The 16,143-nt window shown below is 60.8% G+C and carries 8 protein-coding genes; 5 read left to right on the top strand and 3 right to left on the bottom strand.

The genetic code is table 11. From position 1 onward, the window contains the following. Positions 1-65 precede the first annotated feature (65 nt). From pgm to glgB, 5 genes are all read left to right on the top strand, one after another. Entirely contained in the window at positions 66-1,721 is a 1,656-nt protein-coding gene (gene pgm, locus BN1079_RS03215; protein WP_037022240.1) for a phosphoglucomutase (alpha-D-glucose-1,6-bisphosphate-dependent), read from the top strand. A gap of 138 nt (positions 1,722-1,859) precedes the next feature. Beyond that, on the top strand, positions 1,860-2,150 hold the full coding sequence (gene ihfB, locus BN1079_RS03220) for an integration host factor subunit beta (RefSeq protein WP_037022241.1): 291 nt from the start codon (positions 1,860-1,862) through the stop codon (positions 2,148-2,150). Between the two features lie 288 nt (positions 2,151-2,438). Then, complete coding sequence (locus BN1079_RS03225; RefSeq protein WP_037022243.1) at positions 2,439-4,457, top strand: alpha-1,4-glucan--maltose-1-phosphate maltosyltransferase; 2,019 nt, start codon at positions 2,439-2,441, stop codon at positions 4,455-4,457. 251 nt (positions 4,458-4,708) lie between these two features. After that, entirely contained in the window at positions 4,709-8,035 is a 3,327-nt protein-coding gene (treS, locus tag BN1079_RS03230) for a maltose alpha-D-glucosyltransferase (protein ID WP_037022245.1), read from the top strand. After that, positions 8,028-10,244, top strand: a complete 2,217-nt coding sequence (glgB, locus tag BN1079_RS03235) for a 1,4-alpha-glucan branching protein GlgB (RefSeq protein ID WP_037022247.1) — start codon at positions 8,028-8,030, stop codon at positions 10,242-10,244. Before treS ends, glgB begins: the two co-directional genes overlap by 8 nt. A 103-nt stretch (positions 10,245-10,347) precedes the next feature. Here the strand turns inward: glgB and BN1079_RS03240 are convergent, their stop codons facing one another. From BN1079_RS03240 to BN1079_RS03250, 3 genes are all read right to left on the bottom strand, one after another. Then, positions 10,348-11,343: a TRAP transporter substrate-binding protein gene (locus BN1079_RS03240; protein WP_197538850.1), complete on the bottom strand. Its 996-nt coding sequence runs from the start codon at positions 11,341-11,343 to the stop codon at positions 10,348-10,350. 182 nt (positions 11,344-11,525) lie between these two features. Then, positions 11,526-12,929: an efflux transporter outer membrane subunit gene (locus tag BN1079_RS03245; RefSeq protein WP_052114418.1), complete on the bottom strand. Its 1,404-nt coding sequence runs from the start codon at positions 12,927-12,929 to the stop codon at positions 11,526-11,528. Then, positions 12,926-16,096 carry an efflux RND transporter permease subunit gene (locus BN1079_RS03250; RefSeq protein ID WP_037022248.1) on the bottom strand — a complete coding sequence of 1,057 codons (3,171 nt, stop codon included), beginning with the start codon at positions 16,094-16,096 and terminating at the stop codon, positions 12,926-12,928. Before BN1079_RS03250 ends, BN1079_RS03245 begins: the two co-directional genes overlap by 4 nt. Positions 16,097-16,143: the final 47 nt, after the last annotated feature.

Consider the following 16,143-nt stretch of genomic DNA (forward strand, 5'->3'; position numbering starts at 1 on the left):
TCGACCGCCGCTGACCGTTAGTCTGGGGCGCTTTTTTTCGACCTCCATTCTTCAGGGACTGACCCATGAGCATCGCCCCCAACGCAGGACGCCTGCCAGACGAACATTCGCTGACCCACATTCCGCGCCTGGTTTCGCGCTACTACAGCGAACGTCCCGACCCTTCCGACCCGGCACAACAGGTCTCCTTCGGCACTTCAGGTCATCGTGGTTCGTCGCTGAAGAACAGCTTCAACGAGTGGCACATCCTCGCGGTAACCCAGGCGATCTGCGATTACCGACGCGAGCAGGGCATCAACGGGCCGGTGTTCGTCGGCATGGATACCCACGCGCTGTCCGAGCCGGCATTCGTTTCGGCCCTGGAAGTGCTGGCCGCCAACGGCATCGAAACTCGCATTGACTCAGGATGCAGTGAAACCGACGGCGCCCCCGGCTATACGCCGACGCCAGCGATTTCCAACGCCATTCTCAAGTACAACCTGGGCCGGCGCGACGGCCTGGCTGACGGTATCGTCATCACGCCCTCGCACAACCCGCCCGCCGATGGTGGCTTCAAATACAACCCGCCCAACGGCGGCCCGGCTGATACCGACGTGACCCGCTGGATTCAGGATCGCGCCAACGCCTTGCTGGCGGCCGGGCTGCGCGGCGTCGAGCGCATGGATCATATCCAGGCGCTGAAAGCGCCGACGACCCAGCGTTTCGACTTTATCGACAGCTATGTCGGCGGGCTGGGACAGGTGATCGATCTCGACGCGATTCGCGGCTCCGGCCTCAAATTCGCAGTCGATCCGCTGGGTGGTGCCGGCGTGCATTACTGGACTCGTATCGCCGAGCGCTACGGGCTGCCGCTGGAGGTGCTTTCAACCACGGTCGACCCTACCTTCCGCTTTATGCGTCTGGACTGGGACGGCAAGATCCGCATGGACTGCAGCTCGCCCCATGCAATGGCCGGGCTGATCGAGAACAAGGACCGCTTCGAGGTGGCGTTCGCCTGCGATACCGACCACGACCGCCACGGCATTGTCACGCGCTCGGCGGGATTGCTGAATCCCAACCACTATCTGGCGGTGGCCATCGAATACCTCTTCACCCACCGCCCTCAATGGAACGCGCAGGCCGGTATCGGCAAGACGTTGGTGTCCTCGTCCATGATCGACCGGGTGGCCAGCGGCATAGGCCGGAAAGTCGTCGAGGTGCCGGTGGGCTTCAAATGGTTCGTTGACGGCCTTATGGATGGCAGCCTGGGCTTCGGTGGTGAGGAATCGGCGGGAGCATCCTTCCTGGACAAGACAGGCGCCGCCTGGTCCACCGACAAGGACGGCATCATCCTCGGGCTGCTGGCCGCGGAGATGACCGCTGTTACCGGCAGGGATCCCGGCGAGCGCTATCAGGCATTGACCGAACGCTTTGGCGCGCCGGTCTATCAGCGCATCGACGCGCCAGCAGATCGTGAGCAGAAAGCCAGGCTGGCCAAGCTGTCCGCCTCTCAGGTTACTGCGGATGAACTGGCGGGTCGGCCCATCACCCAGATTCTTACTGAAGCTCCGGGTAACGGCGCGGCCATCGGTGGGCTCAAGGTGGTGACCGACAGCGGCTGGTTCGCCGCTCGCCCATCGGGTACCGAAGACGTTTACAAGATCTACGCCGAGAGCTTCGAAGGCGAAGCGCATCTAGCACGTATCCAGGCAGAAGCCAGGGCGCTGGTGGAGCGGGCGTAACAAGCGGTAACGATGCCGACGCAGTTTCCCTCCTGCGTCGGCGGCATGGGGAGCCCATAGGCTGTTCAAAGTCTGTACAACATGCTACAAACGATCGCAACCTAAATGATCTAGCCGCTTGAAAACGAAGGGAAAACCATGACCAAGTCGGAGTTGATCGAGAGAATCGTCACCCAGCAGGGGCTGCTTTCGTCCAAGGATGTGGAGTTGGCAATCAAGACCATGCTTGAGCAGATGGCTCAGGCGTTGGCCACAGGTGATCGCATCGAAATCCGCGGATTCGGCAGCTTCTCTCTCCATTATCGGGCTCCCCGCATTGGCCGTAACCCCAAGACCGGCCAGTCCGTACCACTGGACGGGAAGTACGTCCCGCATTTCAAACCTGGCAAGGAACTGCGCGATCGGGTCAACGAGGAAGGCGAAGCCTGACCGTCGCTTCTTCGTACCGTTCTGTGGCAGGCATCCATGGGTTTGCTACAGCTTTTCATCGGGCTCCCAGGCCGCTCATCCTCCCATGCTCGAACGCGCCGTGCTCCGGTCGGCTGGCGCGGCCTTCACGCTGAACTTTTAGTCACTCTCCCGGCTCGGAATAACTGAGTTCTGAAACCCCTCTGCTGGGTTTCCCCTCGGCGTATCCGGCCCGCTTAACGATCGTTCCTGAAGCGTAGCGGACGGGTCTGCCGTATCGCAGCGTTCACGCGCCAGGAGCCCGTTTCGATGTCCGAAGTACCGTCCCAAAATACGATCGACCCCGCACTTGAGCAGGCCATGCGCTTGCCCCGCATTGCCATCGATACCGTACAGCCGGTACTGGATGATGGACGCTTCTCAGCCAAGGCGATTATTGGGCAGCCGGTGGTGGTCAGCTGTCGAGTTTACGCTGACGGCCACGACCAGCTGGCGGCCATGATTGCCTGGCGACAGAAGGGCGAGGAGGGGTGGCGGCGTGCACCGCTCAAGCGTATCGATGCCGGTCGGGATATTTGGCAGGGCCAGTTCACTGCCAGCCAAGTGGCCTCTCACGAGTTTCGTATCGAGGCCTGGTGGGACCTCTACGAGACCTATCGATACGAGCTGTCCAAAAAACATGCGGCAGGTGTTGGAGTGTCCCTTGAGCTGACTGAAGGGCGCCAGCTGGTTGAAAGTGCTGCGCAGCGGGCCCAGGGCGAAATCAGAGCGATTCTGGATGATCTGCTGCATCGGCTCGACAGTTCTCATCTGGATGACGAGCGTGTGTCGCTGCTGCTCTCTGCAGACACCGCCTCGGTCATGGCCGAGGCCGATCCGCGCGAGCATTACAGCGCGAGCGCCAGCTATCCGATCGAGGTTGAACGTCCGTTGGCGCAGTTTGCCAGTTGGTACGAGCTGTTCCCGCGCTCGGAGACCGATGACCCGAATCGCCACGGCACCTTGCGCGATGTGCACAAGCGCCTGCCGATGATCCGCGACATGGGCTTCGACGTCCTCTACTTTCCGCCGATTCACCCGATTGGTCGAGCCCATCGCAAGGGGCCGAACAATAGCCTGCAAGCAGGGCCGAACGATCCCGGCAGCCCTTATGCGATCGGTAGCGAAGAGGGCGGCCATGATGCCATCCATCCGCAACTGGGGACCTTGGACGACTTTCGCGAACTGGTCGCTGCTGCACGGGAGCATGGCCTCGAGATCGCCCTGGATTTCGCCATCCAGTGCTCTCAGGACCACCCGTGGCTGAAGGAACATCCCGGCTGGTTCTCCTGGCGCCCGGACGGGACCATCCGCTACGCAGAAAACCCGCCGAAGAAGTATCAGGACATCGTCAACGTCGATTTTTATGCCGAAGATGCGATGCCCGATCTCTGGCTGGCATTGCGTGACGTGGTCTGGCACTGGGTGGAACAGGGCGTGAAGATCTTTCGCGTCGACAACCCGCACACCAAGCCGCTGCCTTTTTGGGAATGGCTGATCGCTGATATCCGTCAGCGTGATCCGGATGTGATGTTTCTTTCGGAAGCCTTCACCCGGCCCGCGATGATGGCGCGTCTGGGCAAGGTCGGTTTCAACCAGAGCTACACCTACTTCACCTGGCGCAACGGCAAGGCCGAGCTCAGCGAGTATTTCACCGAGCTAAACGAACATCCCCTGCGCGACTGCTACCGACCGAATTTCTTCGTCAACACGCCGGACATCAATCCCTTCTTCCTGCAGGAATCCGGCCGTGCCGGTTTCCTCATCCGTGCGGCGCTGGCCACCATGGGCTCCGGACTGTGGGGTATGTATTCGGGCTTCGAACTGTGCGAGGCCGCCGCCATTCCCGGCAAGGAAGAGTATCTGGACTCGGAGAAGTACCAGATCCGCCCGCGGGACTATCGCGCGCCCGGCAACATCATCGCCGAGATCGCCCAGCTCAATCGCATCCGCCGGCAAAACCCTGCATTGCAGACCCATCTTGGCTTCAAGCCTTACCTGGCCTGGAACGACAACATCTTCTACTTCGGCAAGCGTACGGCGGATCTGTCGAACTTCGTTCTGGTGGCTGTGAGCCTCGACCCACACAACGCTCAGGAAGCGCATTTCGAATTGCCGCTGTGGGAATTGGGCTTGCCTGATGATGCGCAGACTCAGGGCGAAGACTTGATGAACGGCCATCGCTGGACCTGGTACGGCAAGACGCAGTGGATGCGGATCGAGCCTTGGCAGCTGCCGTTCGGCATCTGGCGATTCAGTGCGGGCGTGAACGAGCCGGATTTGAAATGAGGGCATCGGGGGCTTTGGCCACGCGGACAACCGCTGTAGGACCGAATTCATTCGGCCAGAGGGTTGTGCGAGGCCCAACGAGTTCGGCACTACGGGACGATCAGAAAACACCTGATGAAGTTAAAGTGAATTCTAGGATATGAAGATAAAAGGATATTAATCAGTAGGTTGTGATTGAAAGTTAATCCTTATTAAAGAGCAGGCTTTGCCGTTGCGTCTGCGGCTGTCGAAGCCTTGAGGAAACGAAGAACATGGCCAAAGCGCGCAAGTCTGCCGCCTTTATCAAAGATCCACTCTGGTACAAGGATGCGGTGATCTATCAGGTTCACCTGAAATCCTTCTTCGATTCCAACAACGATGGCGTCGGTGATTTTACCGGCCTGATCGAGAAGCTCGACTATATCGCCGCCTTGGGCGTCAACACGGTCTGGCTGTTGCCTTTCTACCCCTCGCCGCGGCGCGACGATGGCTATGACATTGCCGAGTATCGCGGCGTGCATCCGGACTACGGCAACATGGCCGATGCCAAGCGCTTCATTGCCGAGGCTCACAAGCGCGGGTTGCGGGTGATCACCGAACTGGTCATCAACCACACCTCCGACCAACACCCCTGGTTCCAGCGAGCGCGCAAGGCCAAGAAGGGTTCGGCGGCGCGCAATTTCTATGTCTGGTCAGACACCGACGACAAGTATCAGGGTACACGGATCATTTTCCTCGATACGGAAAAGTCCAACTGGACCTGGGACCCGGTTGCCGAGCAGTTTTTCTGGCACCGCTTCTACTCGCATCAGCCCGACTTAAACTTCGACAATCCCCAGGTGATGAAGGCCGTGCTCAGCGTCATGCGCTACTGGCTGGACCTGGGCATCGACGGGCTGCGCCTGGACGCCATTCCCTATCTGGTTGAGCGCGACGGCACCAATAACGAGAACCTGCCCGAGACCCACGTGGTGCTCAAGCAGATTCGCGCCGAGATCGATGCCAACTACCCCGACCGCATGCTGCTGGCCGAGGCCAATCAGTGGCCGGAAGACACCCAGCTGTATTTTGGCGGCGAGGACGGCGGGCCTGGCGATGAATGTCATATGGCGTTCCACTTTCCGTTGATGCCGCGTATGTACATGGCGCTGGCTCAGGAAGACCGCTTCCCGATCACCGACATACTGCGTCAGACCCCCGAGATTCCTGCCAACTGTCAGTGGGCGATCTTTCTGCGCAACCACGATGAGCTGACGTTGGAGATGGTCACCGACAAGGAGCGCGACTACCTCTGGAATTACTACGCTTCTGACAAACGTGCCCGAATCAACCTGGGCATTCGGCGGCGTCTGGCGCCGTTGCTGGATCGCGACCGGCGGCGTATCGAGTTGCTCAATAGCCTGCTGCTGTCGATGCCCGGCACGCCGGTGATCTATTACGGCGACGAAATCGGCATGGGCGACAATATCTTCCTGGGTGACCGTGATGGGGTGCGTACCCCGATGCAATGGTCGCCGGACCGCAACGGCGGCTTTTCCCGCGCCGACCCACCCAGCCTGGTCCTGCCGCCGATCATGGACCCGCTCTACGGCTATCAGGCAGTCAACGTCGAGGCCCAGCAGCGTGATCCCCATTCGCTGCTCAACTGGACCCGCCGCCTGCTGGCTATCCGCAAGCAGTTCAAGGCCTTCGGTCGCGGCACCTTGAAAATGTTGGCACCCAGCAACCGGCGAATCCTTGCCTATCTGCGTGAATTCACCGGTGCCGACGGTGCTACGGAAATCATCTTCTGTGTCGCCAACGTTTCCCGCGCGGCCCAGGCAGCTGAACTGGAGCTTTCGCAATACGCCGGCATGGTTCCGGTGGAGATGGTCGGCGGCAGTGCGTTTCCCCCTATCGGGCAATTGCCGTATTTGCTGACCCTGCCGCCTTACGGTTTCTACTGGTTCCAGCTCGCTCCTACTAACCAGATGCCAAGTTGGCATCAAGCTCCGGTGGACGTCATGCCAGATTTCCAGACATTGGTATTCAAACGTTTGGACACACTCGATAGCACCTGCAAGCGCACGCTGGAAAACCATTCGTTGCCGGCCTACCTGCCTAAACGTCGTTGGTTCGCCAGTAAGGGTGCGCCGATCGATTCCATCAAGATCTGCTATAGCGTGCCGTTCGGTAATCCGCAGCGCCCGGTGCTATTCAGCGAAATAGCCGTGGAATCAGGCGGCAATACCGACCTGTATCAGCTGCCGCTGGGCTTCCTTCCGGAGTCGGAATTCGGCACCGCGCTGCCTCAGCAACTGGCGATGGCGCGGGTTCGGCGAGGCCCGCAGGTAGGGCTGTTAACCGACGCCTTCACTCTCGAGCAGTTTGTGCTGGCGGTGATTCAGGGTTTGCGCGATGAAAAGGTGCTCAGCTGTGGCGAGGGCGAGATTCGCTTTCAGCCATTACCGCAACTGGCTGAAGTCGAGCTCCCTGAAGGCGTCGAAGTACGTTATTCCTCGGCCGAGCAGTCCAACAGTTCGGCGATCATCGGCAACGCGATGATGATCAAGATGCTGCGGCGCGTTTCCTCGGGAATGCATCCTGAGTTGGAAATGGGCCGCTTCCTGACTGAACAGGGCTTCACTCATATCTCGGCCATGCTCGGCCAGGTCAGCCGCTTCAACAGCAAGGGCGAACAACATGCCCTGATGGTGGTTCAGCGCTTCCTGGACAACCAGGGCGATGCCTGGGAATGGACGCTGACCAACCTCGATCGTGCGGTGCGTGATGAGCTGGCCGGCGGTGTGTCGGAGGTGGAGAACCAATACAGCGCGCTGGAGGAGCTGGAAAACTTCAATCGACTGCTGGGCCAGCGCCTGGGCGAGTTGCACGTGACACTGGCTGCGGAAACGGACAATCCAGACTTCGCCCATGAAGCCACCACCCAGGCCGACAGCGACAGCTGGGCGGCGAGTATTCGTGAGCAGGTCGGGCGTGCGCTGGATGTGCTGGCAGCCAGTCGTGACGGCTTGGGCCGCAAGGCTGCAGCTGAAGTGGAGCAGCTGCTTGGTTTGCGCGACAGGCTGCTCGCTGAAGTGGAACGGCTTGCCGGTAATGCGATCGGCGGTCTGCGTACCCGTGTGCATGGCGACCTGCATCTTGGGCAGGTACTGGTGGTACAGGGCGATGCCTATTTCATCGACTTCGAAGGAGAGCCGGCGCGGTCGCTGGCAGAGCGTCGCGCCAAGCTTTCGCCATTGAAGGACGTGGCCGGTGTGCTGCGCTCCTTCGAATATGCCGCTTCCATGGTCCGTCGCAATGCCCAGGGCAGCGACACCTCCGCCGAGGCTGAAGATGCCCGTCATCGCATTGCCGAAAACTATCGGCACAGCGCGCGTTCAATGTTCTTGGAGGCTTATCGGCAGGCGGCTGCAGGCATTCCCCATAACTGGCGTGATGCCAACGGTGCCGAAGCCGCGCTGATGTTGTTCAGCTTCGAGAAGACGGCTTATGAAATCCTCTACGAAGCTGAAAACCGACCTGCCTGGCTTCCCGTCCCCCTGCATGGCCTGTGGGAAATGGCGCAACAATTAACCAGCGGAGGTTTCAATGAATGATCGGCCGGCGGTGACCTTGCACGGCGAACACCTTTTGCCCCGTGACACTGATGTCGATGCGCTGGTCCGTGCCGAACATGGTGATCCGTTCTCGATTCTCGGCCCTCACCCGGATGGCGACGGCTTGATGATCCGTGCCTTCCTGCCCAATGCGTTGGGTGTGGAAGTGCTCGAGCGTTCCAGTGGCCGTACTCTCGCTTCGATGGAGCAGGGGCAGGTCCCTGGCCTGTTCTTCACGCGGCTGACGCATCCGCAACCCTATCTGCTGAGCATCCGCTGGCCTGGTGGCGTGCATGTAACCGAAGATCCGTACAGCTTTGGTCCGCAATTGGGTGAGATGGATCTCTATCTGTTCGCCGAAGGCAACCATCGGGAATTGGCCCGCGTGTTTGGTGCGCAGGTCGTGGAGGTCGAGGGTGTGCAAGGCGTCCGTTTCGCCGTCTGGGCGCCCAATGCCAGACGTGTTTCGGTGGTGGGCAGTTTCAATGACTGGGACGGGCGGCGACACCCGATGCGGCTGCGCTTCCCATCGGGTGTATGGGAAATATTCATTCCCCGGTTGCAGCCGGGCGACGCCTACAAATACGAGATCCTTGGGCCGCACGGGATTCTGCCGCTGAAAGCGGACCCCATGGCACTGGCAACCGAGCATCCCCCGGGAACCGCATCGATCGTTGCCCGGCCGCTGGATTACCAGTGGAGGGATGACCTCTGGTTGCGGGAGCGAGCGGCACGCCAGGCGGTTAATGCGCCGCTTTCGATCTACGAAGTACACGCCGGCTCCTGGCAGCGCGAGGGTGGTGAGAATGGGCCCATCTACAACTGGCACGAGCTGGCGGAGCGGCTGATTCCCTACGTGAAGGAAATGGGCTTCACCCATATCGAGCTGATGCCCATCATGGAGCACCCTTTTGGCGGCTCCTGGGGCTATCAGTTGCTCTCTCAGTTCGCACCCAGTGCGCGCTACGGCTCAGCTCATGACTTCGCCGCCTTCGTCGACGCCTGTCACGGTGCCGGCATCGGTGTGATTCTTGACTGGGTGCCGGCGCATTTCCCAACTGACGCTCATGGTCTGGGCGAATTCGACGGCACGGCGCTATACGAATACGCGCATCCCTTCGAGGGCTTTCATCAGGACTGGGACACCTACATCTACAACCTTGGAAGAACCGAAGTCCATGGCTTTATGCTGGCTTCGGCGCTGCATTGGTTGCGTGACTTCCACGTCGATGGCCTGCGTGTGGATGCCGTAGCTTCGATGCTCTATCGCGACTATTCACGCCAGGAAGGCGAGTGGATTCCCAACCGCCACGGCGGGCGGGAGAACCTGGAAGCCATTGAGTTTCTGCAGCATCTGAATGAGGTGGTCACGGCAGAGGTTGAGGGTGCGCTGGTGATTGCCGAAGAGTCCACGGCATTTCCCGGCGTCAGCAGGCCGGTTGCCGACGGTGGCCTGGGCTTCGCCTATAAGTGGAACATGGGCTGGATGCACGACAGCCTCAAGTACATCCAGGAAGATCCGATCCACCGCAGCTATCACCACGACAAGATGACCTTCAGCATGGTCTACGCCTATTCGGAGCATTTTGTGCTGCCGATTTCCCATGACGAGGTGGTGCACGGAAAAGGATCGCTGATCGGCAAGATGCCCGGAGATCGCTGGCAGAAATTCGCCAATCTGCGGGCCTATCTGTCGTTCATGTGGACCCATCCCGGCAAAAAGCTGCTGTTCATGGGCTCGGAGTTCGCTCAGTGGCGCGAGTGGCATCATGACCGTGAACTGGATTGGCATCTGCTCAATGAGCCCGAGCACAAGGGCGTGCACGATCTACTGCGCGATCTCAATCGTTTGTATCGAGAGGAACCTGCGCTACACGAACTTGACAGCGACCCTGCCGGCTTCCAGTGGTTGATCGGAGACGACCGCGCCAACAGCACCTTTGCGTGGCTGCGCAAGAGCTCCAGCGGTGATCCCCTGCTGGTGGTAGCCAACTTCACACCCGTAGTACGTGGAGGCTATCGCGTGGGTGTACCGATAACAGGGCGCTGGAGGGAAATTTTCAATAGCGATGCGGCCTGCTATAGAGGTTCCAACAACGGCAATGGTGGGGGGATTCTGGCAGAACAGGTTGAGCAGCACGGGCAGCCGCTGTCTGTATCCCTTACCGTGCCGCCACTGGGAGTGGTGATCCTGCGGCCTGAAGGGTAGCTCTTAACGAGCGGAACGGCCGGGCAATGCCGGTTTGTTTCGCAGGGGCTTTTCGGTGAGCTTGGGCATGGAGGCGCAAAAGCGCCTCCATGTTCGTACCGGCTCAATCTCGCTGCTTGCGATTGACCGCCTGTGCTGCCTTGAGAATGTCCTCGCCGATATCTGACTCGAACTGCTGCCAGACCGGCCGCATCGCCTCGCGCCAGGCCTCGCGCTGTTCCGGGCTCAGCTCGATGATCGTCGAGGTGCCGGCCTGGAGGATGCGCGCGCGATCGACCTGGTTGGCTTCTTCGGCCGCGCGGTTCACCTCGAAGGTCACCTCGTCGATGATGCCTTCCAGCTCGGTGCGAATATGGTGAGGAATACCGAACCAGAAGCGGGTGTTGCTTACCAGCATGTAGTCGAGGACGCCGTGGTTGGTTTCGGTGATGTAGGGCTGAACCTGGTGCATCTTCTGGCTATAGATGTTCGACCAGGGATTCTCCGCGCCCTGTACGGCGCCGCTCTGCAGTGATTTGTAGACCTCTCCAAAGGCGATCTTCTTGGTCGATGCCCCCAGCCGCGAAAACTGGGATTCCAGAACCGCCGAGGGCTGAATGCGAAAGCTCAGCCCGGATGCATCGCTTGGCAGACGCAAAGCGCGGTTGGCAGACAGCTGTTTCATGCCGTTATGCCAGTAGGCCAGGCCGGAAATGTTGTCCTTCTCCATCGAGCGCAGCAGCTGTCGCCCCTTGGAACGCTTCTGGAAGCGATTGACCGCCTCAAGGTTGTCGAACAGAAACGGCAGATCGAACACCTGCAACTGTTTGGTATAGCGCTCGAACTTGGCCAATGACGGCGCGAGCATCTGAACGTCATTGTTGCTCAGGGCCTCAAGTTCGTTGGCATCGCCATAGAGGCTGGAGTTGGGATAGACCTCGACACTCACCTGGCCGGGTAGGCGCTCTTCAACCAGACGCTTGAAAAGCAGGGCACCTTTGCCCTTTGGCGTGTCTTCGGCGACAACGTGGGAAAACTTGATGACGATAGGTTCGGCCTGAGCAGCTGTGCCGATCATGGCAAACACAAGGCCGGCGATGGTGACGATCGGCTTGATCATGGACGTTCTTCCCTCTGTCGGATGGCAGACAAGCGTGCAGCCAAGTTGCGGCTGCACCTCGAGCGCGGTGTTATGCCAAATCGGCCGCATCTTCAAAAGAGCTTTCTTTCCGAAACGGCCATTCTTCCCGTCAGGGTCGGGCGCAGGTCACATTTCGAGTCGAAAAGCCCGATTTAGAGCGATCAGCCGTTGCTCAGCTGCCAGCCGCCACCCAGCGCCTTGTACAGCGCGACAACTCCCCGATAGACATCGATTTCCGCTTGCGCCTGGGCATCCTCGGCGGCAAGACGTTCGCGTTCGGCGTCCAGCAGCACCAGGAAGTCCACGGTGCCTTCGCGGTATCGAATTTCAGCCTGCCGCGCCGCTGCCCGGCTGGCGCCGGACTGACGCAGCAGCGATAGCAGCCGTTGTTGCGCGCGGGCGTAGTCGCTGAAGGCATTTTCCGATTCCTCCAGCGCCAGCAGCACCTGTTGTTCATAGGCGGCCACGGCACCATCGGCGTCGGCTTCCGCACTGCGCAGGCGGGCGCGCACGCTGCCCATGTCGAATGCGGCCCAGCTGATGCTCGGCGCCAGCCCCCAGGCTTCCGCCGCGCTGCTGCCGATCTGCGAACCACGCCCGGCGATAAAACCGAGAAAGCCGGACAGGCTCACCCGTGGGAACAGGTCGGCGGTCGCTACGCCGACATTGGCCGTGGCTGCGGCCAGTTGCCTTTCGGCTGCGCGGATATCGGGACGACGGCGTAACAACTCGCTGGGATCACCGATCGGCAAAGCCTTGGCCACGGCAGGCAGATCGCGCGGCGAAAGATCGACGCTCAACTGGTCGGCCCGTTGCCCGAGCAGGGTGGCAATGCGGTTGGTTGCGCGGGTCTGCGTGGCCTGCAACTGCGGAAGGCTGGCTTCGGTAGCGGCCAGCCGGGCATCGGCGCGCAGCACATCCAGCTCGCTGCCCATGCCGGCGTCACGCAGTTGCTCGGTCAATAAATGCGAGTTGCGCTGATAGCCCAGGTTCTCGCGGGCGATACGTTCGCGCAGCTGAGCGCCGCGCAGTTCTCCATAGGCGTTCACCAGCTCGGCAATCAGGCTTACCTGCAATTGATAGAGCTCGGCTTCGGCGGCTTCGGTCTGTGCCTCGCTGGCTTCGATACGGCGCTGGATTCGGCCGAACAGATCAAGCTCCCAGGCCATGTCCAAACCCAGGTCGTAGCGCTCGATGTTGCTGCGCTGTTCGCTGAATCCCGGTTGCTGGGCCTCGCCATACTCGGCGCTGGCTCCGGCGGTTACCGTGGGGAAACGGTCATTGGCGTCGTCATCGCGGATCGAGCGGGCCGCACGCAGCCTGGAGAAGGCGATGCGTAGTTCGCGGTTTTCCGACAGCGCCTGGCTGACCAGGGCATCGAGCGTCGGGTCTTCGAACTGGCGCCACCAGGCTGCCTGGAAGCGCGAACGGTCGAAGTCCTCTGAACTGGCCCGATCGATTCGGGCCGGTTCCATCGTTGGCTCACGGTAATCGGGACCTACTGCGCACGCGCTCAGGGTCAGTAGGACCGTGAGCAGGAGGGGAATGGTGATGACCTTGTTCATGCATTGGCCTCCTTCAGTACAGCCTTTTTCTCCTCGCGCTTCTCGACGAACGCGCGGATCACCAGATAGAACACCGGAGTTAGCAACAGACCGAAGAAGGTCACGCCGAGCATCCCGCTGAATACCGCGACGCCCATGGCATGGCGCATTTCCGCGCCGGCGCCGCTGGACAGCACCAGCGGCACCACGCCCATGATGAAAGCGAAGCTGGTCATCAGGATCGGGCGCAGCCTGAGCCGGCACGCCTCAAGGATTGCGGCCAGCCGATCCATGCCTTCTTCCTGTTTATCCTTGGCGAACTCCACCAGCAGGATCGCGTTCTTGCACGCCAGCCCGACGAGCACGATCAGACCGATCTGAGTAAAGACGTTGTTGTCGCCACCGGAGAGGATCACCCCGGTGATGGCCGCCAGCAGCGTCATCGGTACGATCAGAATCACCGCCAGCGGCAGGCTCCAGCTTTCGTACTGCGCGGCCAATACCAGGAATGCCAGCAACACGCAGAGCGGGAAGACGAACATTGCGGTGTTGCCGGCGAGAATCTGCTGGTAGGTCAGTTCGGTCCATTCGTAACTCATGCCGTTGGGCAGCTCGGCCTTCAGCAAGCGCTCCATGGCAGCTTCGGCCTGTCCCGAGCTGTAGCCGGGTGCGGCAGCGCCGTTGATCTCGGCGGTGAGGAAGCCGTTGTAGTGCATGACCCGATCCGGCCCTGAGCTGTCGCTGACCTTGACGAAGGTGGACAGCGGAACCATCTCGCCGCGGTCGTTGCGCACCTTCAGCTGACCGATCTGCTCGGGTGTCAGACGGAACTTCTGATCAGCCTGGACGTTGACCTGATAGGTGCGGCCGAAGCGGTTGAAGTCGTTGGCATACAGCGAGCCCAGGTAAACCTGCATGGTGTCAAAGATCTGGTCGATTGCCACGCCGTGGGTGCGGGCCTTCTCGCGGTCGATATCGGCGTCGATCTGCGGCACGTTCACCTGATAGCTGGTGAACAGCCCGGCCAGCTCGGGATAGTCGGCGCTCTTGGCGATCACGTTCTGCACTTGGCTGTACAACTCTTCGTAGCCCAGGTCGCCGCGGTCCTGTACCTGAACACGGAAGCCGCCAATGGTGCCCAGGCCCTGTACAGGCGGCGGCGGGAAGATGGCCAAATAGGCTTCTTGAATACCGGAAAGCTGACCATTGAGTTCAGCCGCAATGGCTCCAGCGGACAGGCTCTCATCCTTGCGCTGGTCGAAGTCTTTCAGGGCGACGAAGACCACGCCGCTGTTCGGACTGTTGGTGAATCCATTGATGGAAAGCCCGGGGAAGGCCACGGTGTTTTCAACGCCCGGATGCTCGCCGGCGATCTGCGACATGCGTTTGATCACTTCCTCGGTACGGTCCAGGGTGGCGGCATCTGGGAGCTGGGCAAATGCCACCAGGTACTGTTTGTCCTGCGGCGGCACGAAGCCGGTCGGGGTGCTGGCGAAGCCGGCGTAGCCCAGGCCGACCAGTCCCAGATAGACCAGCAGGGCGATGCCGCTGCCGCGCAGAATACGTCTGACTGCACCCACATAGCCGTGGCTGGCGCGCTCGAATACGCGGTTGAATGGCTTGAATAGCCAACCGCCGAACAGCCTGTCCAGCAGGCGCGAGAAACCGTCCTTGGGCGCGTCATGGCTACGCAACAGTACGGCGGCCAGGGCAGGCGAAAGGGTCAGCGAGTTGAACGCGGAGATGACCGTGGAGATGGCGATGGTCAGCGCAAACTGCTGATAGAACTGTCCCGTCAGCCCGGAAATGAACGCGGTCGGGATAAACACAGCGCACAACACCAATGCGGTTGCGACGATGGGCCCGGTAACCTCCTTCATTGCCTGCCGGGTGGCTTCCACTGGCGATTTGCCGAGGCCTATGTTGCGCTCGACGTTTTCCACCACGACGATGGCGTCGTCCACCACGATGCCGATCGCCAGCACCAGCCCGAACAGTGAAAGCGCGTTGAGCGAGAAGCCGAGCATATGCATGATCGCGAAGGTGCCAATCAATGACACCGGCACGGCAGCCAGTGGAATGATCGAAGCACGCCAGGTCTGCAGGAACAGAATCACCACCAGCACCACCAGCACGACGGCTTCCAGCAGCGTGTGCACCACTGCTTCGATGGAGCCGCGCACGAAGATGGTCGGGTCGTAGACGATTTCGTAATCCACGCCCTCGGGGAATGTTTCCTTGAGCTCGGCCATGCGCGCACGGACCGAATCGGATATCTCGATGGCGTTCGAGCCGGGGCGCTGGAAGATCGGCATGGCCACAGCCGGCTGGTTGTTCAGCAATGAGCGCAGCGCGTATTGGCTCGAACCAAGCTCCACCCGGGCGATGTCTTTCAGGCGGGTGATCGCACCGTCCTGATCGGCGCGGATGATGATGTTCTGGAATTCTTCTTCTGTGACCAACCGGCCCTGAGTGTTGATCGCCAACTGGAAGTCGGTGGCACCAGGCGCTGGCGGCGCGCCGAGCGAGCCTGCTGCGACCTGGCGATTCTGCTCGCGGATGGCGTTGACCACATCGGTAGCGGTGAGGCTGCGCAGGGCGACCTTGTCGGGGTCGAGCCAGATCCGCAACGAGTAATCGCCGAGGCCGAACAGCTGCACATCGCCTACGCCTTCCAGGCGTGCCAGCTCGTCCTTGACGTTGATCGCCGCATAGTTGGACAGATACAGCATGTCGTAGCGCTCGTCGGGCGAGGTCAGGTGCACCACCATCGTCAGGTCCGGTGAGGCCTTGTCCACAGTGACGCCGAGGCGCTGCACTTCGGTGGGCAGGGTCGGCATGGTGCGGGTCACGCGGTTCTGCACCTGCACCTGGGCGTTGTCCAGATCGGTGCCGAGCGCGAAGGTGATGGTCAGCGTGAGCTTGCCGTCAGCGGTAGCCTGGGACGACATGTAGAGCATGCCTTCGACGCCGGTGATGGCCTGTTCCAGGGGCGAGGCGACGGTTTCCCCGATCACCTTGGGGTTGGCGCCCGGGTACTCGGCACGCACCACCACGGTAGGTGGCACCACCTCGGGGTATTCGCTGATGGGCAGCTGAAACAGTGAAATGGCGCCGCCGATGAGGATCACCAGTGACAGTACGGCGGCGAAAATCGGCCGCTTGATAAAGAATTGCGAGAAATTCATGGCGCACTCCGGGGGAAAGGGTGCGCATCAGCACCCTGGCCGAATCT

Source organism: Pseudomonas saudiphocaensis (assembly GCF_000756775.1).
Taxonomy (GTDB): Bacteria; Pseudomonadota; Gammaproteobacteria; order Pseudomonadales; family Pseudomonadaceae; genus Stutzerimonas; species Stutzerimonas saudiphocaensis.